The organism is Mesorhizobium sp. P160187, assembly GCF_057766425.1.
Genome location: NZ_JBYMDX010000003.1, coordinates 800,205 through 821,052, shown reverse-complemented (window position 1 = coordinate 821,052; position 20,848 = coordinate 800,205). Strand labels below are relative to the sequence as shown.

General features: G+C 64.1%; 24 protein-coding genes. 12 read left to right on the top strand and 12 right to left on the bottom strand.

Going from position 1 to position 20,848, the window contains the following annotated elements:
* The first annotated feature begins 20 nt into the window (after positions 1 to 20).
* From AC3CCE_RS07285 to AC3CCE_RS07275, 3 genes are all read left to right on the top strand, one after another.
* Positions 21 to 1,691 (top strand): nitrite/sulfite reductase, encoded by a 1,671-nt coding sequence (locus AC3CCE_RS07285; RefSeq protein WP_023683051.1) that lies wholly within the window; start codon positions 21 to 23, stop codon positions 1,689 to 1,691.
* On the top strand, positions 1,666 to 2,430 hold the full coding sequence (locus tag AC3CCE_RS07280) for a phosphoadenylyl-sulfate reductase (RefSeq protein WP_352624860.1): 765 nt from the start codon (positions 1,666 to 1,668) through the stop codon (positions 2,428 to 2,430). Before AC3CCE_RS07285 ends, AC3CCE_RS07280 begins: the two co-directional genes overlap by 26 nt.
* A gap of 117 nt (positions 2,431 to 2,547) precedes the next feature.
* A complete protein-coding gene (locus AC3CCE_RS07275) occupies positions 2,548 to 3,081 on the top strand; it encodes a DUF934 domain-containing protein (protein ID WP_023669768.1) in 534 nt (177 codons plus the stop codon).
* A gap of 319 nt (positions 3,082 to 3,400) precedes the next feature.
* Here the strand turns inward: AC3CCE_RS07275 and AC3CCE_RS07270 are convergent, their stop codons facing one another.
* Positions 3,401 to 4,423, bottom strand: a complete 1,023-nt coding sequence (locus AC3CCE_RS07270; protein WP_023691976.1) for a fatty acid desaturase — start codon at positions 4,421 to 4,423, stop codon at positions 3,401 to 3,403.
* Between the two features lie 84 nt (positions 4,424 to 4,507).
* Positions 4,508 to 4,708, bottom strand: a complete 201-nt coding sequence (locus AC3CCE_RS07265; RefSeq protein WP_023683054.1) for a hypothetical protein — start codon at positions 4,706 to 4,708, stop codon at positions 4,508 to 4,510.
* Between the two features lie 259 nt (positions 4,709 to 4,967).
* On the opposite strand from AC3CCE_RS07265, the gene grpE reads away from it, so the two are divergent.
* Together grpE and AC3CCE_RS07255 are read left to right on the top strand one after the other, a co-directional pair.
* Complete coding sequence (grpE, locus tag AC3CCE_RS07260) at positions 4,968 to 5,597, top strand: nucleotide exchange factor GrpE (protein ID WP_023691975.1); 630 nt, start codon at positions 4,968 to 4,970, stop codon at positions 5,595 to 5,597.
* Between the two features lie 117 nt (positions 5,598 to 5,714).
* The gene (locus AC3CCE_RS07255; protein WP_023683056.1) at positions 5,715 to 6,347 is read left to right on the top strand and encodes a trimeric intracellular cation channel family protein; all 633 of its coding nucleotides are present in this window, start codon (positions 5,715 to 5,717) and stop codon (positions 6,345 to 6,347) included.
* Between the two features lie 107 nt (positions 6,348 to 6,454).
* Here AC3CCE_RS07255 and olsB read toward each other — a convergent pair whose 3' ends face one another.
* From olsB to AC3CCE_RS07225, 6 genes are all read right to left on the bottom strand, one after another.
* Positions 6,455 to 7,330 carry a l-ornithine N(alpha)-acyltransferase gene (gene olsB / locus AC3CCE_RS07250; protein ID WP_023683057.1) on the bottom strand — a complete coding sequence of 292 codons (876 nt, stop codon included), beginning with the start codon at positions 7,328 to 7,330 and terminating at the stop codon, positions 6,455 to 6,457.
* A gap of 174 nt (positions 7,331 to 7,504) precedes the next feature.
* The gene (locus tag AC3CCE_RS07245) at positions 7,505 to 9,793 is read right to left on the bottom strand and encodes a response regulator (protein WP_352624857.1); all 2,289 of its coding nucleotides are present in this window, start codon (positions 9,791 to 9,793) and stop codon (positions 7,505 to 7,507) included.
* 101 nt (positions 9,794 to 9,894) lie between these two features.
* Positions 9,895 to 10,884 (bottom strand): acrylyl-CoA reductase (NADPH), encoded by a 990-nt coding sequence (gene acuI, locus AC3CCE_RS07240; protein ID WP_352624855.1) that lies wholly within the window; start codon positions 10,882 to 10,884, stop codon positions 9,895 to 9,897.
* Between the two features lie 105 nt (positions 10,885 to 10,989).
* Positions 10,990 to 11,478, bottom strand: a complete 489-nt coding sequence (lspA, locus tag AC3CCE_RS07235; RefSeq protein ID WP_023820568.1) for a signal peptidase II — start codon at positions 11,476 to 11,478, stop codon at positions 10,990 to 10,992.
* Entirely contained in the window at positions 11,475 to 12,332 is an 858-nt protein-coding gene (locus tag AC3CCE_RS07230) for a TrmH family RNA methyltransferase (RefSeq protein WP_023683061.1), read from the bottom strand. The genes lspA and AC3CCE_RS07230 overlap by 4 nt, the downstream gene beginning before the upstream one ends.
* Positions 12,333 to 12,366: 34 nt before the next feature.
* Positions 12,367 to 13,449, bottom strand: a complete 1,083-nt coding sequence (locus AC3CCE_RS07225; RefSeq protein ID WP_352544908.1) for an RsmD family RNA methyltransferase — start codon at positions 13,447 to 13,449, stop codon at positions 12,367 to 12,369.
* 127 nt (positions 13,450 to 13,576) lie between these two features.
* Here AC3CCE_RS07225 and AC3CCE_RS07220 point away from each other — a divergent pair, with 127 nt between their 5' ends.
* The 4 genes from AC3CCE_RS07220 (at position 13,577) to AC3CCE_RS07205 (ending at position 15,748) form a co-directional block, all read left to right on the top strand.
* The gene (locus AC3CCE_RS07220; protein WP_352624852.1) at positions 13,577 to 14,275 is read left to right on the top strand and encodes a helix-turn-helix transcriptional regulator; all 699 of its coding nucleotides are present in this window, start codon (positions 13,577 to 13,579) and stop codon (positions 14,273 to 14,275) included.
* Positions 14,276 to 14,366: 91 nt separating this feature from the next.
* Entirely contained in the window at positions 14,367 to 14,777 is a 411-nt protein-coding gene (locus tag AC3CCE_RS07215; RefSeq protein ID WP_352544909.1) for a VOC family protein, read from the top strand.
* Positions 14,774 to 15,205, top strand: coding sequence for an EVE domain-containing protein (locus tag AC3CCE_RS07210; protein ID WP_352544910.1), 432 nt, complete (start codon positions 14,774 to 14,776; stop codon positions 15,203 to 15,205). The genes AC3CCE_RS07215 and AC3CCE_RS07210 overlap by 4 nt, the downstream gene beginning before the upstream one ends.
* 120 nt (positions 15,206 to 15,325) lie before the next feature.
* Positions 15,326 to 15,748, top strand: coding sequence for a VOC family protein (locus AC3CCE_RS07205; RefSeq protein ID WP_023712336.1), 423 nt, complete (start codon positions 15,326 to 15,328; stop codon positions 15,746 to 15,748).
* On the opposite strand, the gene lhpI is transcribed toward AC3CCE_RS07205, so the two are convergent.
* The 4 genes from lhpI to sppA form a co-directional block, all read right to left on the bottom strand.
* Positions 15,738 to 16,703, bottom strand: a complete 966-nt coding sequence (gene lhpI, locus AC3CCE_RS07200) for a bifunctional Delta(1)-pyrroline-2-carboxylate/Delta(1)-piperideine-2-carboxylate reductase (RefSeq protein WP_023712337.1) — start codon at positions 16,701 to 16,703, stop codon at positions 15,738 to 15,740. The two genes, AC3CCE_RS07205 and lhpI, sit on opposite strands and share 11 nt — an antisense overlap.
* A 31-nt stretch (positions 16,704 to 16,734) precedes the next feature.
* Entirely contained in the window at positions 16,735 to 17,079 is a 345-nt protein-coding gene (locus tag AC3CCE_RS07195; protein WP_023698203.1) for a lipopolysaccharide assembly protein LapA domain-containing protein, read from the bottom strand.
* 53 nt (positions 17,080 to 17,132) lie between these two features.
* The gene (locus AC3CCE_RS07190; protein ID WP_006200394.1) at positions 17,133 to 17,417 is read right to left on the bottom strand and encodes an integration host factor subunit beta; all 285 of its coding nucleotides are present in this window, start codon (positions 17,415 to 17,417) and stop codon (positions 17,133 to 17,135) included.
* Between the two features lie 79 nt (positions 17,418 to 17,496).
* A complete protein-coding gene (gene sppA / locus AC3CCE_RS07185; protein ID WP_023698204.1) occupies positions 17,497 to 18,453 on the bottom strand; it encodes a signal peptide peptidase SppA in 957 nt (318 codons plus the stop codon).
* A gap of 295 nt (positions 18,454 to 18,748) precedes the next feature.
* Between sppA and lptC the strand changes: the two genes are divergently transcribed.
* The 3 genes from lptC to lptB are packed head-to-tail and all read left to right on the top strand — an operon-like array spanning position 18,749 to position 20,848.
* The gene (gene lptC / locus AC3CCE_RS07180) at positions 18,749 to 19,462 is read left to right on the top strand and encodes an LPS export ABC transporter periplasmic protein LptC (RefSeq protein WP_352624849.1); all 714 of its coding nucleotides are present in this window, start codon (positions 18,749 to 18,751) and stop codon (positions 19,460 to 19,462) included.
* The gene (locus AC3CCE_RS07175; protein ID WP_023683069.1) at positions 19,449 to 20,033 is read left to right on the top strand and encodes an LptA/OstA family protein; all 585 of its coding nucleotides are present in this window, start codon (positions 19,449 to 19,451) and stop codon (positions 20,031 to 20,033) included. Before lptC ends, AC3CCE_RS07175 begins: the two co-directional genes overlap by 14 nt.
* Positions 20,030 to 20,848 (top strand): LPS export ABC transporter ATP-binding protein, encoded by an 819-nt coding sequence (lptB, locus tag AC3CCE_RS07170; protein WP_023669746.1) that lies wholly within the window; start codon positions 20,030 to 20,032, stop codon positions 20,846 to 20,848. Before AC3CCE_RS07175 ends, lptB begins: the two co-directional genes overlap by 4 nt.

Below are 20,848 nucleotides of genomic sequence, written 5' to 3'. Positions count from 1 at the left end.
CGCGCCCTGAAAGACGAAACATGTACCGCTACGATGAGTTCGACCACGATTTTGTCCAGGCCCGCGTCGCCGAGTTCAGCGACCAGGTCGAACGCCGGCTGTCCGGCGAGATCACCGAGGATCAGTTTCGGCCGCTGCGGCTGATGAACGGCGTCTACCTGCAGCTGCACGCCTACATGCTGCGCATCGCGGTGCCCTATGGCACGCTGAACAGCGCGCAACTGCGCATGCTCGGCCACATCGCGCGCAAATACGACAAGGGCTACGGCCACTTCACCACGCGCCAGAACATCCAGTTCAACTGGCCGGCGCTGTCCGACATTCCGGCGATCCTGGCCGATCTCGCCAGCGTCGAGATGCATGCGATCCAGACCAGCGGCAATTGCATCCGCAACGTCACCGCCGATCACTTTGCCGGCGCCGCCGCCGACGAGGTCGCTGATCCGCGCCCCTATGCCGAGATCCTGCGGCAATGGTCGTCTGTGCATCCGGAATTCTCGTTCCTGCCGCGCAAGTTCAAGATCGCGGTGACCGGGGCCGAGCGCGACCGCGCCGCCATCCAGACGCATGATATCGGTCTGCATCTGAAGAAGAACGCCGCCGGCGAGCTCGGCTTTGCCGTCTATGTCGGTGGCGGCCAGGGCCGCACGCCGATGGTGGCGCGCAAGATCCGCGACTTCCTGCCGGAAGCCGACCTGCTGTCCTACTGCACCGCGATCCTGCGCGTGTACAACCTCTATGGCCGCCGCGACAACAAGTACAAGGCGCGCATCAAGATCCTCGTCCACGAGACCGGCGTCGAGGAAATCACCCGCCAGGTCGAGGCCGAATGGCAGGAGCTGAAGGACGCCGAGCTGAAGCTGCCGGAAGCCGACATCCGTGCCATCGACGCCTATTTCGCGCCGCCGGCACTGACCGCCCGGCCGGAAGGCGACGCGGCGATCAAGCTGGCGCGGCTCGATTCCAAAAGCTTCTCGGATTGGCTCGACCAGAATGTCGTGACCCATCGCCATCCCGACTATGCCGCGGTGACGATTTCGCTGAAAGGTATCGGCGAGGTGCCGGGCGATGCCACCGACAGCCAGATGGAAGCGGTCGCCGACATCGCCGAGAAATACGCGTTCGACGAACTGCGCGTCAGCCATGAGCAGAACCTGATCCTGCCGCATGTGGCGCGCGCCGATTTGAAAGCGGTCTACGACGCTTTGGTCGACATTGGCCTCGCGACGGCCAATTCCAACCTGATCAGCGACATCATCGCGTGCCCTGGCCTCGATTATTGCGCGCTGGCGACAGCGCGCTCGATCCCGATCGCGCAGGAGATTTCGCTTCGCTTCGCCTCGCTGGAGCGGCAGCGCGAGATCGGCGAATTGAAGCTGAAGATTTCCGGCTGCATCAATGCCTGCGGACATCACCATGTCGGCCATATCGGTATCCTCGGCGTCGAGAAGAAAGGCTCCGAACTCTACCAGGTGACGCTTGGCGGATCGGCCGACGAGAACACCTCGGTTGGCGAAATCATCGGCCGCGGCTTCTCTTCGGAAGAGATCACGGACGCCATCGAGCAGATCGTCGACACCTATCTCGGCCTTCGGCTCGGTCCCAGTGAACGTTTTATCGACGCCTACCGCCGTGTCGGTCCCGCGCCGTTCAAGGAGGCGCTCTATGCTGGCGAAACCAAGGCCGCTTGACCGCATCGTCGACGTCGACGACAGCATCGCCGCCAAAGCGGCGGGCTTCGACGCGCTGTATGGACATCTGAGCCCGCTCGACATCATCGAACGCGCGGCGAGCGAATTGTTTCATGACGAGATCGCCGCCGTGTCGTCCTTCGGCGCGGATTCCGCCGTCCTGCTGCATATGATCGCCAAGGTCGACCGCACGCTGCCGGTCATCTTCCTGGACACCGGCAAGCATTTCGAAGAGACGCTGGGCTATCGCGATGCGCTGGTCGCCGATTTCGGGCTGACCGACATCAGGGTGATCAAGCCCGAAGACGCGGCGCTCGAGCGGGTCGATCCGACCGGCAATCTGCACCAGAGCAATACCGATGCCTGCTGCGACGTGCGCAAGGTCGAGCCGCTGGCGCGCGGCGTCGCCCCCTTCCGCGCCTGGCTGACCGGCCGGAAGCGCTTCCAGGCGGCGACGCGAGCCGCGCTGCCGGTGTTCGAGGCGGTCGGCCCGCGCGTACGCGTCAATCCGCTGGCGCACTGGACGACATCCGACCAGGCTGACTACATGCGCGCGCATGCGCTGCGCGAAAATCCGCTGGTTGCGTACGGCTATCTGTCGATCGGCTGCTTCCCATGCACGCAGCCGGTGCAGCCGGGCGAGGATGCGCGAAGCGGACGCTGGGCCGGTCATGCCAAGACCGAGTGCGGCATCCATCTGTCGGGACTGGAAGTGTCGCTGACCGACGCATCCCTTTAAGCTATGGTGATATTCAGGTGAGGCTGGCCTGCAACGGCGGCTTCCGCCCGGAGGCCGCCGGTTTCGTGTGGACCGGCTTTCGCGGACTTTCGATTTTTAGGGCTTTAGGAATTTTCTATGACTGAACAGACCACAGCGGAGACCCGCCTCTGGACCCGGACGGGTTTTCGCGAAGACGAGTGGACACATGCCGAAAGTGCGGATGCACTGGCGGGCAATGGCCGCTTCATCCTGCCGTTGCAGGCATTTCTCGGCCTCGATGCCGAGGTGCGGCGCTCGGCCAAGGAGCGGCTGGGCGTCGCATTGCTGCCGGGCGACCAGCTGGAAAAGATCGTGGATCTGCTCGACCAGCTGTCGCTGGTGGCGCTGGCCTTTCCGGCCTTCAGCGACGGCCGCTCGTTTTCCAAGGGCGAATTGCTGCGCAGCCGCTACGATTTCGAGGGCGCGGTCCGCGCCACGGGCCAGGTGCTCGTCGACCAGCTGCCGCATATGCTGCGCCTCGGCTTCGACGAGTTCGAGATCTCCAACCCGGTTCTGCTGAAGCGCCTCGAAGAAGGCCGCACAGGCGGGCTGGGCCTTTACTATCAGCCGACCGAAGCGTCGGAGCCGAAGGGGCCGAAATACTCCTGGCGGCGCGTTCGCAACAGCTGACGCGACGGTAATTCCGCCTGTCTTTACAAAGACTGTGATCGGGCCTTCTCCTGGCTGTCCGGACGGAAATATCCGCGGGGCGCGAGGGAGGAATCGGCGCTCATCGGCGGCAACACCAATGCACCGTCCATCATGATCGCCGAAAAGGCGCCTGACATGATCAGGGCTGCAAGGTCTGGATGCGCGAGGAGCGCAAGGCTGCCTGAGCCGGTTTTTGGGAGATGCCGCCGCGCCTTCGGTGCGGCGGTTTTTTTCTTTGTCTTACGGAATTCCCAAGCGAAAGCCCGGAAAACCGCCTCACACTTTGCTGGAATTGCTTTTAGGCCAAGGCCCGCGCTTCGCGAAACGAGATCAGCTTGCGGCGGTTCTCGTCCCACAACGCCAGCTTGACGCAGCGCAGGCTGTCGAGGAGCGTGACGCGGCCGATGCCGCGCAGTTCGGGATAGTCGCGCAGCACTTCCTGCAGCCGGTAGCCCGGCACCTTGGCCGAGAGATGGTGCACGTGATGGACGCCGATATTGCCGGTGAACCAGTTCAGCACCGGCGGCAAATCATAATAGGACGAGCCGTGCAGGGCGGCACGCTGGAATTCCCACTCTTCGTCCTTCGCCCATTCCGTCTCCTCGAACTGGTGCTGGACGTAGAACAGCCAGATTCCGGCCGATCCGGCCAGGATCACGATCGGCAAATGGACGATCAGGAAAGCGCCGGGGCCGACCAGCCAGATAAGCAGCGCTGCCGCGACCGCGATGCCGAGATTGGTGGTCATCGACGACACCCAGGGCGTCAGGCCGCCGCGCATCATGCCGACCGGCAGCCTCTGCTCGAAGATGAACAGCCAGATCGGGCCAAGGCCGAACATCACCAGGGGATGGCGGTAGAGACGATAGGCAAGGCGTCCCCGCCAAGACAGCTGCCGGTATTCAGCAACCGTCAACGTCCTGATATCGCCCATGCCGCGCTCGTCAAGATTGCCGGCGCTGGCGTGATGGGTGGCGTGCGCGCGCCGCCAGCAATCGTAAGGGGTCAGCGTCAGCACGCCGAGCGCGCGGCCGATCCAGTCGTCGGCAGTGCGGTTGGCGAAGAAGGAGCCGTGGCCGCAATCGTGCTGGATCATAAAGATCCGCACCAGAAAACCGGCGGCCGGAAGGATCAGGATCAAGCCCCACCAGTGGCCATAGGAATAGGCTGCCGAAGACAGCGCCCACAGCGTAACGAAAGGAATAAGGGTGATGGCGAGTTCAAGAGTGCTGCGTCGCCGGTCGGGCTTCTTGTAGCGCGCCAGGATCTTCAACCAGGCGCGCTTGCTGTTGGCGGCCGTCTCGGGGGAAATCATGTTCATCAGGAAGCATAGGCGGGGCGTCCCGCTGCCGCAAGGAAAAGCTCACGCAAAATTACTGCGCGTAATTGTCGCGCGATAGCATCGCTATTGACGGCGTCGGCCGCCGGCCATGCTGGCTTCTATGCCGTCCAGCCGGTCGAGCAGGTCCCGGAAACGGGCGGGAATGTCGGCCTCGGTGCGGAAGGCCGGCAAGGTGCGCAAGAAGCGCGTCGTCGCCTCGGTGCCGAACTGGCGCCTGATGTCGGCGGCGAGCTCTTCGCTTCTGTTGCCAGTATTGCGGTCCATTGTCTCAAATCCTGTGTCGGTTTCAAAACTCCTCCAAGCTTTGAATGGTTCCCCATAGCGGGGTATTGGCAAGCAAAGGCTGCCGTTACGGTAAAGTTTGAATTAATTTTGAACGTCTTTGCGTCCCGCACCAAGTCCGACGGGCAGCCCGCAACATTGCCTGCTGTTGGGCGTCCTCCTGGGCTTGCCCCTTGATTTTTGGCCGCCAAACCTCGATATCGGGCGCGAATCCAAACCATTCGAATGACGGGAAATGGCGATGAGCGACCAGACAAAAGACGAACGCGCGCCCGAGGATATCGAAACGGCCGAGGCCGAGCGCACGCAAGGCGGCATCGACGGCGACTATGAAGCGCTGGTGCGGTTGCTGAAGGAAAACGAGGAGCTGAAGGACCGCGCGCTGCGCGTCGCAGCCGAGATGGAGAATCTGCGCCGCCGCACCGCCCGCGACGTGCATGATGCGCGCGCCTATGCGGTGGCCAATTTCGCCCGCGACATGCTGTCGGTGTCGGACAATCTGCGCCGCGCGCTCGATGCTATCCCCGCCGAGGCGAAAGCGGCCGGAGATGCCGGCTTCAAGGCGCTGATCGACGGCGTCGAGATCACCGAGCGCGCCATGCTGTCGACGCTGGAACGGCATGGGGTGAAGAAGCTCGAACCGGAAGGTGAGAAGTTCGACCCGAATTTCCACCAGGCGATGTTCGAAGTGCCCAATCCCGATGTGCCGGCCAACACCGTCGTCCAGGTCGTGCAGCCGGGCTATTCGATCGGCGAGCGCGTGCTGCGGCCGGCCATGGTCGGGGTCGCCAAGGGCGGCCCCAAGATCGCGGCCACCGAAGCGCCGGTCGAGCCGGGGCCGGTGAACGAGCAGGCCGAGAAGGATGCGTGAGTAGGGTAGGCAGTAGGGAATAGGGAATAGGGAATAGGGAATAGGCAGGCGTATCAATCGCGCGGCTTCGTGTTATTCATACTTTCCCTAATTCCCAATCCCTACTACCTCATGTCCCTGACACCCATCGACCTCCTCGACTATGCCGGCGTCGCCGTCTTTGCCGCGACCGGGGCGTTGGCGGCTTCGCGCAAGCAGCTCGACATTATCGGCTTCCTGTTTCTGGCCAGCGTCACCGGCATTGGCGGCGGCACGCTTCGCGACGTCATCCTCAACCTGCCCGTCTTTTGGGTCGCCAACTCCGGCTATGTGCTGGTTTGCGCGGCGGTTGCGGTGCTGGTCTTCTTCATCGCCCACCGCGTCGAATCCCGCTGGAAATGGCTGCTCTGGCTCGACGCCATCGGATTGGCGGCCTTTTCCGTAATGGGCGCGGCCAAGGGGCTGGCCATCACCGGCTCGCCGGTCGTCTCCGTTGTTATGGGCGTGTTGACCGCCACATTTGGCGGCATCCTGCGCGATCTGCTGGCCGGCGAGCCATCGGTGCTGCTCAGGCCCGAAATCTACGTCACCGCCGCACTCGCGGGCGCCGGCCTCTACACACTTGGCGATCTTGCCGGCCTGCCGCCGCTCGCCTCGGATATTGCCGGCTTCGTCGCGGCTTTCCTGGTGCGCGGCGGCGCGCTGAAATTCGGCTGGACCTTTCCGTCCTACAAGAGCCGCCCGGGACGGCGACCGGAGGATATTCCGTAGGGAGAGGGGATAGGGAATAGGGAATAGGGAATAGGGAATAGGGAATAGTCGGTAGTCAGCAATTCGCGGCAGCCTTCACTACTGCCTACTGCCTACTGCCTACTGCCTCACGCCGCAAAGCGCTGCGCTTCCCCGCCATAATAGTTGACGTAGCGGGCGCCGATTTCCTTGACCGGCATCACCACGAACACATCGACGGTGGAGAACTCACGGTCGATGACGCAGCCGTCGCCGATGCGGGCGCCGACGCGCAGATAGCCCTTGACCAGCGGCGGCATGGCCGCGATCGCCGCCTTGGCGTTGACTGCCTCGATCGGCATCAGATCCATCGAGCAATAGCGGCCGGAGACCGCCCGCACATCCCAGGCGGAGTTGGTCCGGCAGTGATGGGCAAGGTAGGTGAGCGCCTCGGCATGCGCAGCCGGCACCGTGCCAGGGAACGAGGCACAACCGGTCATCACGCCGATCTCATAGTGGTTGATGTAGGCCCAGATGCCTTGCCACAGCGCCTCGATGGTGCGCTTCGAGCGGTATTCCGGCAGCACGCAGGAGCGGCCGAGCTCAAGGAAGCGCTGGCCGGGATGGCGGGCGATCAGCTTGGTCAGTTCGAACTCGCCTTCGGAATAGAAGCCGCCGGCGGTCGCCGCAATCTCTTGCCGCAGCAGGCGGTAAGTGCCGACGATGCGGCGATGCTCGGGGCCGGAGATCGAAGTGTCCAGCACGAGGAGATGGTCGCACAGCGGGTCGAAGCGGTCGGCGTCGCGCCGGTCCTGCGCCTGGAACAGGTCCTTCCTGGCGCCAAGCTCGTCATAAAACACCCGGTAGCGCACTTCCTGCGCGGCGGCGATCTCGGCCTCATTGCGGGCAAGCCGCACTTCGAGATTGCCGATACGGCCCAGCGGTGCGCCTGTTGCGACGGCATCGGCGTTCCGCGCGGCGAGCAAAGCGCCGCCTGCGCTGGGCCGAGTGTCACATTCCGGCATAACTGTATGCACGAGTGATTCTCCTTCGAGCCATCCCTCTTGGCACGGGGATACGGTGTAGGTGCAACAGGATTGTGACAGTACCGTGATACGGCGCGACGGGCAATACTTCGTCGGCTGGCGAAAACCTTCATTCGGCTACCTACGTGACGCGAGGATTTCTCCAGCGTCGCTTCAGGCGGCCACCTGGCCCTCGACGGCATGGACCAGCGCGTCGGGATCGAGCGGCTTGGTGACGAAGCCGCTGGCGCCATGGGCGAGCACGGCGTGGCGGGTCTTTTCCTGGCTGTCGGCCGAAAGCACCATGATTGGCACCGGCGGCACAGCCATTTCCTCTTCGTGGCGGCGGATGGCGGCGATCGCGTCCAGCCCGTCCATCACCGGCATGTGCAAATCCATCAGCACCACATCGAAGCGATTTTTCAGCCCGGCTTCGGTCACCGCCTCGACCGCGGCCTTGCCATTGCCGACCACTTTCACGCGATGTCCCGCCTTCAAAAGCGTGGCGCGGGCAAGCATGGCGTTGATGTCGTTGTCTTCGGCGATCAGCACCGACAAACCTTGCTGGCGCCCGCCATGGGCACGAAGCGAGGACGCGCCGGTCTTTTCCGGCTTGGGCGGCGGCAAGGCAGGGGCATGACTGGTCAGCAGCACGCGCAGCAGGGTTTCGCCGCGCACCGGCCTCGCCAGGAAGGTGGCGTAGCCGCTGGTGCGGAATTCGCCAAGCATGCCGCGGTCGGTCGGCGCGATCAGCGTGATCGCCTCGCAATCGGCAAAGCCACTCTGGCGCAGGCGCTTGAGCAGTCTGCCGTCGCCGTCCTCCAGGGCCGCGTCGATCAACAGCACATCGCAATGTTCGGCGAAGGGCGTCGCCTGGGAAGCGGTTGCGGCGACGTCGACGGCGCCGCCATGGGCGCGGATGGTGCGGGCGATGGCGTCGGCCTCGACGGCGTTCTTCGACACGATCACGGCGCGCCGGCCGGCCAGGATGTTCTGCCGGTTCTGCGGTGCTTCGGTTGCTCCTGCGGCCGGGATCTCGAAGACGAATTCCGATCCCTCGCCAAGCCGGCTCGACACCGAAATGGCACCGCCCATGGCGGCGACCAGGCGCCTCGATATGGCCAGACCGAGGCCGGCGCCGCCATGGGTGCGGGTCGAGGTGCCGTCGGACTGTTCGAACTCCTCGAAGATGCGCTCCATATCCTGTTCGCGCAGGCCAGGGCCGGTGTCGGCGACGGTGAAGCAGATGCGGTCGCTGGTCTCGGTGCGGGCCCGTGCAACCGAAACCAGCACGCCGCCGGTGTCGGTGAACTTGATCGCATTGCCGATCAGGTTGAGCAGCACCTGCCTGACTCTTCCCGGATCGGCCATGATCATCTGTGGCACGTCGGGCTCGACATGACAGCCGAGGCCGATGTTCTTGGCGAAGGCTTTCGCCGCCATCAGTTCGATGATGTTGTCGGCGATTTCGCGCAGCGATGTCGGCTGCGGCTCCGGGTCGAAACGGCCGGCCTCTATCTTGGAATAGTCGAGCAAATCCTCGATGAGCGCCAAAAGGGCGCTGGCCGAGGTCGAGACAGCGCCGACATAGGTGCGCTGCTCGGGCGACAGATTGGTGTCAGCCAGAAGCTTGGCCATGCCCATGATGCCGTTCATCGGCGTGCGGATCTCATGGCTGACGGTGGCGAGGAAGCGCGACTTGGCCTGGCTGGCATATTCGGCGCGCTCACGCGCGGTGATCAACGAGGATTCGGCGCGCTTGCGGGCGGTGATGTCACGGGCAATCGCCCGGTGCGAGACGGCGCCGCTATCCTTGTCGCGCACCGACAGTTCGATCCACGAGAACCAGCGCGGACCGTTCGGCGTGCGGATGGAGACGTCGGTGGAACTCAGGCATTCGTGATCCGAAAAGGCGGCGTCGGGAACGATACCGACATCGATGCCGAGGTCGGCCAGAGTCCTGCCGGCAAGGTCGCGCTGATCGGTTCCGACGAGGCCGGCGAAAACCATGTTGGCATAGACGATGTGGCCGTCGCGGTCGCGGTGGACGACGAGATCGCCGAGCGCATCGATCAGCCCGCGAAAACGCTCCTCGCTCTCCTGCATCTCCCACATGCGGTCGGCCAGCGTCTCGATCTCGGCGCGGCTGCGCGCGGCGGTTTCGTCGAGCAAGGCCGTCGCGCGGTGGACGGTGCGGCGGTTGCGCAGGTGCATGGCGACGCCGGCAACGCCTGTCGCCAGCAGGCCGAGGGTGATGAAGATCGGCGCACCGGTGAGGTGGGAGAGGCCCGCCAGCACGACACTGGCGACCACCGTCAGGAACGGCAGGCCCTCGGACGTGGGGCGCGGCAAATCCGGCGCCAGCGGCGGCGCGGCAACATGCTGCCGCTTGGGCGTCGCCGGGTTCGGCCCGTCGATGCTTTCGGCGCGGCTCTTCTCTTTCCTGGCGGACTCCGCGATCATGCGGAAATCCTTGCCAGATAGAGATTATGGAAAAGCGCGGCGGATCGTTCGAATTTTAGCGGTCATGCATTTTTGCCGCCCGTTCTGGCGGCTTCGGGGCCTCACATATCCACGACCATGCGCCCCCTGATCTTGCCCTCGACGATGTCGTGGGCGGCGGCGATGATGTCGTCGAAGCCGATGGTCGTCGACAGGCCGGCGAGCTTTTGCAGATCGAGATCGCTGCCGATGCGGCGCCAGGCTTCGAGGCGCACGGCCTTGGGCGCCATCACCGAATCGATGCCGAGCAGCGAGACGCCGCGCAGGATGAACGGGGCGACGCTCGACGGCAGATCCATGCCACCCGCCAGGCCGCAGGCGGCGACCGCGCCGCCATAGGCGGTCATCGACAGCACATTGGCCAGCGTGTGGCTGCCGACGGCATCGATGCCGCCGGCCCAGCGCTCCTTGGCCAGCGGCTTGGCCGGCTGGGAGAGTTCCTCGCGCGAAAACACTTCGGCGGCACCGAGGTCGATCAGATAGGAGCTTTCGGCGTTGCGGCCGGTCGAGGCGATGACGTGATAGCCAAGGCTGGACAGGATCGAGACCGCGACCGACCCAACGCCGCCGGCTGCACCCGTCACCACCACCGGGCCGCGATCCGGCAGGATGCCGTGCCGCTCCAGCGCCATGACGCTGAGCATGGCCGTATAGCCGGCGGTGCCGACCGCCATCGCATCGTGCGCGCTGATGCCGTCGGGCAACGGCACCAGCCAGTCGCCGTTGACGCGGGCGCGCCCGGCATAGGCGCCGAAATGCGTCTCGCCGACGCCCCAGCCATTGAGGATGACCTTGTCGCCCTTGCGCCAGTCGGCATGCGATGAGGAGAGGACGGTTCCGGCGAAATCGATGCCCGGCACCAGCGGCCAGCGGCGGATCACTGGCGCTTTCCCAGTGATGGCCAGCCCGTCCTTGTAGTTGACCGTCGTCGCCTCGACCGCGACGGTTACGTCGCCTTCCATCAGATCGGCTTCGCCGAAATCGACGACCTCCACCGACTGTTTCTTTTCGGCGTCGCGCGAAACGAGGATGGCTTTGAAGGTTTCAGGCATCTCTTCTCCTCGGCTTCGCAAAGGCTGGCGGTCGGCATTGGCTGGCTCTGGCCGAACTGTGCGGCGGCCGTCCGGCGAGGTCAATTGGTCAAAAGAGTCGGGCCGTCAGGCTTCTGGGCCTTGCGGCTTGGCCTCGCGCCGCCAGCCTATGAACTCGTCGAAGACGACCAGCGCCGCGCCGACCGAAATGAAGGCATCGGCGAGGTTGAAGACGGCGAAGGACCATACCGGCGTGTGGAACAATATATAGTCGATGACGTGGCCGTAGAGGGCGCGGTCGATCAGATTGCCGATCGCACCGCCGATGATCAATGCAAAGCCGATGCGGGCCAGCACATGGCCGGCGGGGGTGCGCGTTGCGAGGTAAAGCACAAAGGCAACGACCACGACCGCGATGACGACCAGGCCGGTGTCGCCGAAGGACGAGAACATCGAGAAGGCGATGCCGGTATTGTAGGTGCGAAACAGCGCCAGGAATGGCACCATGTCGAGCTTTTCCTGGAAGCCGAGGCCGGTCTCGATCAGATGCTTTATCCACTGGTCGAGCGCGATTGCCACCACCACCAGCAGCGCATAGGGAGACCATGATTTCACGATGTGGCGTCCTCGGGGGCAAGTTTCAGCGCGCCGCGCCGGATCTCGAACAGCATGATTCCGGTGGCGACCGCCAAATTGAGTGAATCGGCGCGGCCGGCCTGCGGAATCCGCAGCAGCCGGTCGCAGCTTTCCGCCAGATTGTCGGGCAGGCCCTGCTGCTCATTGCCCATCATCAAGAGCACCGGTCCTCGGGAGAAATCGACCGAGCGGTAGTCGACCGCACCCTTCAGATGGGTGCCGACCACCAGGCCCGAGAAGCTGTTTCGCCAAGCCAGAAATGCTTCCGGCGTCGCCTTGGTCACCGGCACGGCGAAGATCGAGCCCATGGTGGCGCGCACGGTCTCGACAGAAAAAGGATCGGTAGTCTCGCCGACCAGGATGACGCCCTTGGCGCCGACGGCATCGACGGTGCGGATGACGGTGCCGAGATTGCCGGGATCGCGCACCCGGTCGAGCGCCACCCAGACGTCGCCGTCGTGAGCGCGGATGTCTCTTAGCGGCAGCAGTTTTTGCCGGAAGACGCCGACCACCATTTGCGGATTGTCACGGCGGGTGATGGCGACCAGCACTTTTTCGGACACTTCGAGCACGGTGCCGCCGGCGGCAACCGTGCGCGCCGCCACCTTTTCGACCGCCGCATTGCCGCGTCCGGCCTTGGCGAAAACCAGCGTCCTGATCGACCAGCCGAGGTCGAGGGCGTCGATGACCAGCTTCAGCCCTTCGGCCATGAAGGCGTTCTGCTGGTCGCGGAATTTCTTCTGGGCGAGCGCCTTGATGTCCTTGATCAGCGGATTGGCAAGGCTGGTGACTTCCTTGACCTGCCCGGGCGCGCCGGCGTGCCGCTCATTCATTCGGGACTCCCGGGCATTCAGGTCTCCGGGGCATTCAGGCCACCCAGCGCGAAAACAGCGATGTCGACAGCGCCCGCCCGGCGGACTGCTCGCGGATGATCAGTTCGCCTGATTCAACCGTGCCGCCCATGCCGGCAAAGGTGTCGCGCATCAAGGCATGGATGGCGAAGAAGGAGGCGCGGATGGAATAGGCGGTCAGCACTATGGCGACCGGTTTCGGCGTCAGGATCGCGCGGCAAAGGTCGGTCAGGCCGGGCAGGTCCTCGAACAACTGCCAGACCTCGCCCTTGGGTCCGCGGCCATAGGCAGGCGGGTCGAACAGGATGATGTCGTAGCGGCTGCCGCGGCGCTCTTCGCGCTCGGCGAATTTCACTGCATCGTCGACGATCCAGCGGATCGGCTTGCTGCCGAGACCGGCCATTTCCTGGTTTTCGCGCGCCCAGCCGACCGCCTTCTTGGAGGCATCGACATGGGTGACCTCGGCGCCGGCGCGGGCGGCCACCAGAGACGCGAGCCCGGTATAGCCGAACAGGTTCAGCACCTTGATCGGGCGCTTGGCCGCCGCGATCAGGCTGGCCATATGGTCCCAGTGCGAAGCCTGCTCGGGGAAGACGCCGACATGGCGAAACGAGGTGAAGCGGCCGAGATAGTCGATGCCGTCATGCTTCATCGGCCAGGTCTCGCCCAGCGGTACCTTCGGGAACCGCCAGCGGCCGATGCCTTCCTCGTCGGTGTCGCCGGTGAAGATGGCGTCGGCGCGGTCCCAGTCCCTGGCCGGTAAGGCCTTTTGCCAGATCGCCTGTCCCTCGGGCCGCACGATGCGGTAGGGGCCGTATTGTTCGAGCTTCTCGCCGGCACCGCTGTCGAGCAGTGCATAATCCTGATTGGGCGCCACTTCGAGGATCACCGGCAGGCGCTCAGTGGGCAGGATGCCTTCGCGACGCGCCAGGATACGGGGGGCGGGCTTCGGATCAGACCGGTCGTCCGGTTTTGTTTCGTGGCGTTGCTGTCTGGCTTCGGGGCGGATTGGTACGGTCTCCGGCTGTGGCCGCGCATGTTCGGTCCTGCCTTTTGCGGGCGGACGGTTGTCGCTGCGTTTGTCGCGAAAAGACTTCAAGCAGGAGCGTCTCCGGAGGCGGCAGGCCGCTTTTGGCATAGGGTCACCGGCTGCGCAAACAAAATGGTCGAGCGTGCGAATGTCTGAGGTGGTGGACCTCGCTGAGGAAACAGGCAAATCTCGAATCATGTCCCGTTCCGAACGCCTGCTCGACCTGATCCAGATCCTGCGCCGGCATCGCCGGCCGGTGAGCGGTCGCACGCTTGCCGGCGAGATGGACGTTTCGATCCGAACGCTCTACCGCGACATTGCCACGCTGCAGGGGCAAGGCGCGCCGATCGAGGGCGAGGCTGGGCTGGGCTATGTGCTGAAACCCGGCTTCATGCTGCCGCCACTGATGTTCACCGACGAGGAGATCGAGGCCATCGTTCTGGGATCGCGTTGGGTTGCCAGACAACCGGACAAGCGGCTGTCGGCCGCCGCCACCGACGCGCTGGCCAAGATCGCCGCTGTGCTGCCGGATGATCTGCGCGAGGACCTCGATGCGACCGCGCTTTTGGTCGGGCCGCACGGCGATGCTGTCGAAAGCATCGACCTTGGCCTGGTGCGCCAGGCGATCCGCAACGAGAGAAAACTCGGCTTTCTTTACCGCGATGCCGGCGGCGCGGCCTCCGAGCGCTTGATCTGGCCATTCGCGCTCGGCTTTTTCGACAAGGTGCGGGTGGTGGTGGCCTGGTGCGAGACGCGGCAGGATTTAAGACATTTTCGCGCCGACCGGATGTCGGGGCTCAACACCACGGATATCCGCTATCCACGTCGTCGGCAGGCGCTGCTGAAGGAATGGCGCGCGACGCTGGACGCACCGAAGCGCCAGCCCGGCGCTTAATGCTCCTTTCTACGCCCTCGCAAGCCGCTGCTGCCAGAATCTGACAGTGGGGTCACCTATGCTCCTCCAATCGAAACCCTGGAGAGCAGACATGAACACCCCCAATTTCGTCATCCTTTATGTCGACAGCCCGGAGCGGAGCGGCGCCTTCTACGGTGCGCTGCTGGGATGCCAGCCGGTGGAGACGTCGCCGACCTTCGTGCTGTTCGTGCTCGACAATGGCTTCAAGCTCGGCCTGTGGTCGCGCCACACCGTGGAGCCGGCGGCCGCAGCCGCGGGCGGCGGTGCGGAGCTCGTCTTCGCGTTGGACCGGCCTGATGCGGTGGACGCCGCTTACACGGACTGGGCAGGACGCGGCTTGACCATCCTGCAGACGCCGACCGACATGGACTTCGGCCGCACCTTCGTTGCGCTCGACCCAGACAAGCACCGGCTGCGCGTCTACTGGCTGAACGACGGAGAACAGGCCAATGGGGAACAGGCCAATGGAGAACAGAAATGAGTGCACACTGGATCGCGGTCGCTTCCGCCGAACATGTCCGGCGCGGCCGCGAGGCCGGCTTCATGCAGGTCAACCACGGCAAGGCGGCACCCTTGCGCCGCATCAAGCCCGGCGACGGTGTGGTCTACTACTCGCCGACCACAATTCTGCGAGAGAAAGACGGCCTGCAGGCCTTCACGGCAATCGGCACCGTGCGAGAAGGCGAGCCTTACCAGGGCGACATGGGCGGTGGCTTCACGCCATTCCGCAGGGATGTCGAATGGGCCAAGGCCGAGGAGGCGCCGATCAAGCCGCTGCTCGAGCAGTTCGACTTCACCGCGGGCAAATCGAACTGGGGTTATCAACTGCGCTTTGGCCTGTTCGAAATTACCGCGCATGATTTCGCGCTGATCGCCGAGGCGATGGGCGCTGCCATGAAGGCAGGCTGAAGCATCCAGCCGCCGGATCGGCAAGGCACCGTGACAAGGCTGCTGACACCAAGTTGTCAGCAGCCTTGTGCGACAAGCGATTGTCTTCAGATAGCGTCGCGCTTGCCCCAGGAGAATAAGATGGACTTCGTCTCGATCCGCATCATTACCGACCAGATCAAGCCCTTGGTGGCATTCTACGAGACGATCACCGGGCTTACCGCAACCTGGTTCACAGACGATTTCGCCGAACTGGCAACGCCGTCCTGCACACTGGCGATCGGCAGCACCCGCACGCTGGCCCTGTTCGGAACTGATGTGGCGCAGCCGGCCGCCAACCGCTCAGCGATCATCGAGTTTCGCGTCGCCGATGTTGATGCTGAGTACGGCAGGCTGGCGAAAATCATCGGCGATTTCGTACAGACGCCGACGACGATGCCATGGGGTAACCGGTCGCTGCTGCTGCGCGATCCCGATGGCAATCTGGTGAACTTCTTCACCCCGGTCAGCGCGGAAGCGATCAGGAAGTTCGATCGCAGCACCGGCGCCGAGGCTACTGCTTGAGCGCGTTGTAGACGGCAATGCCGGCGGCAAGGTCCTCAAGCGCGGCGCCGACCGACTTGAACAGCGTGACCTCAGTGGGGCTCTGCCGGCCCTGTTTTTCCCCGCGCGCCAGCTCATGCAGATCGGCGACGATGGCTTCCGGCTTCAGCACGCCGGAGGCGAGCGGCTGGACGATGTCGCCGGCTTCCTTGGTGGCGCCGGCGCGGGTGTCGACATAGACGCGGGCGCGCGCGATCGCGTCGTCGTCGCTCTCGCGCATGGTCGGCGTGAAGCCGCCGACCAGATCGGCATGCGCGCCCGGCTTGAGCAGCGCACCCTTGACCAGCGGCGTCGTCGTGATCGTCGCCGATGAGACGATGTCGGCCTCGGCGAGTTCGGCGTCGAGATCGCTTGCGGCCTCGGCGTTGAAACCGTCCGCGCGCAAATCGGCCGCGACCTTTTCGGCATTGGCGGGCGTGCGGTTCCAGATGCGGATGGTCTTGATCGGCCGCACCGCGGAGTGCGCCTTGGCGAGGAACGGCGACAGCGCGCCGGCGCCGACCACCAGAAGCCGCGATGCGTCCTCGCGGGCGAGATAGGAGGCGGCCAGCGCCGAGGCGCAAGCGGTGCGCCACTGTGTCAGCCGTTGGCCGTCGATCAGCGCTTCGGGCTCGCCGGTGGCGCCGTTGAGCAGGAGGTAGAGCCCCATTACCGCCGGTTTGCCGATGGCGTTGTTGTCGGGCGATACGGTGACGATCTTGACGCCGATATGACCCCCGACCGACGTGCCGGCCGCATGGAAGTCGGTCCACGCCGGCATCAAAAGCAGCGTGGATGTGGCACCGTCGGGCCGCTCGACCCCGTGATGATGGCGGACGGGTTGCACAGCACCCTCGCGGAAGGCCGCGCGCAATGTCTCGACCAGCCCGGGAAAGGTCAGCGCCTGGTCGACAGCGTCGGCCGAAATGGTCAGCATGCAAAACTCCGCGAAGATAAAAGCTTCGGCTTCAGGCCGTTGGCTTCGGCAGCGCCGGACCCTGGCCCGAGCCTTGCGGTGCGGCGGGTACCCGGCTGACCGCCTGGCGCAAATTCTCGGCCTCGACGCCGCGCTGGCGCGCCAGCTTGCGGTAGCGGCCCTGCTTGACCCAGGTCGCCAGGCTGCCGACGACCATGCCGATGGCGAGCGCCACGAACAGGAAGATGAACAGCGGCAAGGTCAGCGTCAATTTCGGATTGCCGGGGTTGAACGGGTCGAGCGTGAAGGCGACCAGCTCGCGGTTGGCGACAGCCAGCGCAATCAGGATGACGGCGAGCGGCACGAAGACCACGATAAGTATGAAGCGGTTCAACATAGAAATTCCCTGGAGAAGGCAGGCCTTGATAACGCCGGCGCGTTGGTCCGCGCCTACTTGCCGCCATTCAGCCTTTCACGCAATTCCTTGCCGGTCTTGAAGAACGGCACCCACTTCTCCTCGACCTCGACGGATTCGCCGGTGCGCGGGTTGCGGCCGGTGCGAGCAGGGCGATTTTTCACCGAAAAAGCGCCGAAGCCGCGCAATTCGACCCGGTTGCCTTCCGCCAGGGCATCGGTAATCTCGTCGAAGATCGCTCCCACGATGTTTTCGACGTCGCGCAGGAAAAGATGCGGGTTGCGCGTGGCAATGATCTGCACAAGCTCGGATTTGATCATCAGAAAGGTCCCCGTGAAAGCGCTGCGGTCAAATATCAGGATGATTTTATTTGCTTTTTTACTCGCCCCAACCGGCAGATCAAGGGTGCCAGACGGAAACGAGACCGTCAAGAAACAAGCGATCCGCGCCAATTTCGTGAAGCACGTCGCTGCCGGCCTCCGACAGGCCGAGCGCGCTGCCGACGCTGCGCGCTATTGCTTTCGAGAACAGGAAGCCGCCACGCCGCTCGGTGTCCTTCCATTCCACCACCTTGAGCTTGGCGTCGACACCCTTGGTCGCCAGCCAGTCGATCGCCACGCTCTCGCCGCCGACAGCGTCGATCAGACCGTTGGCAAGGCCCTGGCGGCCGGTGAAGATCGAGCCGTCGGCAAGGGCCAGTGCCTGATCGCGGGTCATTTTGCGGCGCTCGGCGACGATGCCGACGAACCAGTCATAGCTGTCGAGGATGAGCTTGCGGACCATGGCTCGCTCGTCTTCATTGGTCGGCTTGAAGGGCGAGGGCGATGCCTTCAGCGGCGAGGATTTCACTTCCTCGAGCTTGATGCCGACCTTGTCCATCAGACCGCTGACATCGGGATACTGGATGAGCACACCGATCGAGCCGACGATCGACGTCTTGCGGGCAACGATATGGTCGCTGGCACTGGCGATCATGTAGCCGGCCGATGCGGCCAGCGTGCCGACCTCGGCCACCACCGGCTTGTCGGCGGCAAGCTTGCGCACCTCCTCGTAGATCGATTCGCCGCCGACCGTGGTGCCGCCGGGCGAATCGATCGCCAGGATGACGCCCTTGACCTGCGAGGATGTGCGGATGGTTTCCAGCCGCTTGATCAGTTCCTCGTCCTCGGTGATGGTGCCTTCGATCCTGACCTTGGCGATGTGGTCGACGGAAGAACCGCCGAGGTCGCCCCCATAGAACCAGCTTGCAAGCGCAATCACCCCAAGGGCCACGATGGCAATGGCGGCGCCGCGCCAGAAGGTCAGCTTGCGCCGCAAGCGGCGGCGGTCGATCAGGTCGTCGGCTCTCAGTGCCATGGTCTGCCTCACAGTCGGTGGGAAGCGATGCTTTTAAAGCAAGCGTCCGCGCCCGGCTACCTCTTCCTCAAGAGCCTGCGACGAAGCGACCTTCACGACGGAGGCATTTCAGGAAAAAATGACGCGGCGCGTTCGTTTCTGCTATGAGGTGACGAAATTGTGTCGCCTGAGTTCCGTCTGTAAAACAGCGGCCGTCACATTTTTGCGGTTTTCCTCCGCTTGTGCTTGCTTGCGGGGGCCGGCAACCCACCTATAGCAGGTGTTTTGGCGGACAAGGGTTTATTAGAAGTCAGTCATGCTTGCGCGATCGAACGAACCGACCAATGCCGATGCGGCCTTGGCGCCCACGGCGCCAGCGGGCACGCGCGGCGACGCCTTCGACCGCGCCCAGCGCCACTCGCGCCGCGTGCGCGTGCTTAAGTTTGCCGTGCCGGTGCTTGCCGCCGGGATCGCGGTTGCGTTTCCGGTCTATTCCTATCTGGCGGCGCCGATCAACATTTCGATACAGGCAGACGGCACCGCTTTCGCGGATGGCAAGCTGGTGATGGCCAATCCGAAGCTCAACGGCTTCACCAAGGACAAGCTGCCCTATTCGCTGACGGCCTTGCGCGCCATCCAGGATGTCGGCAAGCAGGACATGATCGAACTCGAAGGCATCCATGCCAAATTGCCGCTGACGGCCGACAATGTGGCGACCGTCGACGCCAAGCGCGGGATCTACAACAGAAACGCCAACACGATGGACATGACCAGCGACGTTACCGTCACCACCACCGACGGCGTCGCTGCCATCTTCAAATCGGTCTTCCTCGATATGGGCAAAGGCTCTATGAAGACAGGTGATGCGGTCGATGTCAGCCGTAACGGCTCGCGGATCACCGCGGGTTCAATGTCGGTCGAAGACAATGGCAAGGTCATCGTTTTCGAGAACAAGGTAAGCGTTCACATCGATCCGGCCACTATGAAGGCGGCAGAGGCAAAGAGCGGAGAAACGAATGCGTCCCAGTAATTCGGCACGGCTTGTCGCCGCAGCTTCGGCCTTGCTGTTGCTGGGTATGGCGCCGTCCTGGGCTCAGTCCAGCGCCAGCAGCCAGTCCGGGCTCAAACTGTCGGGCGACCAGCCGATCCAGATCGAGAGCGACAAACTTGAGGTCCGCCAGGCCGACAGCATGGCGCTGTTCAGCGGCAACGTCACCGTCACGCAAGGGCCAACGCTGCTCAAGGCCGGCAGCATGGAGGTCTACTACGTCAAGGACCCCAACGCCGCCAAAGGTGCTGCCGCCGGCGCTTCGGCGATGACCGGTTCGGCCAATATCGACCATCTGGTGGTCAAGAACAAAGTCTACATCAAGTCGAATGACCAGATCGCCACCGGCGACAACGCCACGTTCGACATGAAGACGCAGGTGCTAGTTCTGTCGGGCAAGGAGGTCGTCTTGTCCCAAGGACCCAACGTCCTCAAGGGCTGCAAGCTCACCGTGCAGATGAAAAGCGGCCTTGCTCAGGTCGATGGCTGCGGCGGGCGCGTCATCATGTCGATGACGCCGCCACCGAAATCCGAGGCCCCGAAGCCCGAATGACTGGCGTGTCTTCGCTGCTGACCCGCCTTCCGGGACGGGCGGCCAGTAAACTTGCAGCACCGGCCACAGTCACCGTTGATTCCTCGAAGTTCAAGGGCACCCTGATCGCCAAGGGTCTGACCAAGAGCTACAAGGGCCGCAAGGTGGTCAGCGGTGTCACCATCGGCGTGCGTGCCGGCGAGGCTGTCGGGCTGCTCGGGCCGAACGGCGCCGGCAAGACCACCTGTTTCTACATGGTCACCGGCTTGGTGCCGGTCGATGAGGGCACGATCGAGATCGACGGTTTCGACGTCACCTCGATGCCGATGTACCGCCGCGCCCGCCTCGGCATCGGCTATTTGCCGCAGGAAGCCTCGATCTTCCGCGGCCTGAATGTCGAGCAGAACATCCGCGCCGTGCTCGAAGTGGTTGAGAAGGACCGCAAGGTGCGCGAGCGTAATCTCGACGAACTGCTCGAGGAATTTCACATCAGCCATCTGCGGAAGTCGCCGTCCATGTCGCTGTCGGGTGGCGAGCGGCGGCGTCTTGAGATCGCCCGAGCTTTGGCGACGCGCCCGGCCTACATGCTGCTCGACGAGCCGTTCGCCGGCATCGACCCGATTGCCGTCGCCGACATCCAGCAGCTGGTTCGTCATCTGACGGCGCGCGGCATCGGCGTGCTGATTACCGACCACAATGTGCGCGAAACGCTCGGCCTCATCGACCGCGCCTACATCATCCATGCCGGCCAGGTGCTGACTCATGGCCGTGCCGACGAGGTGGTGGCGAACCCCGATGTGCGCCGGCTCTACCTCGGCGAAGGTTTCACGCTCTGA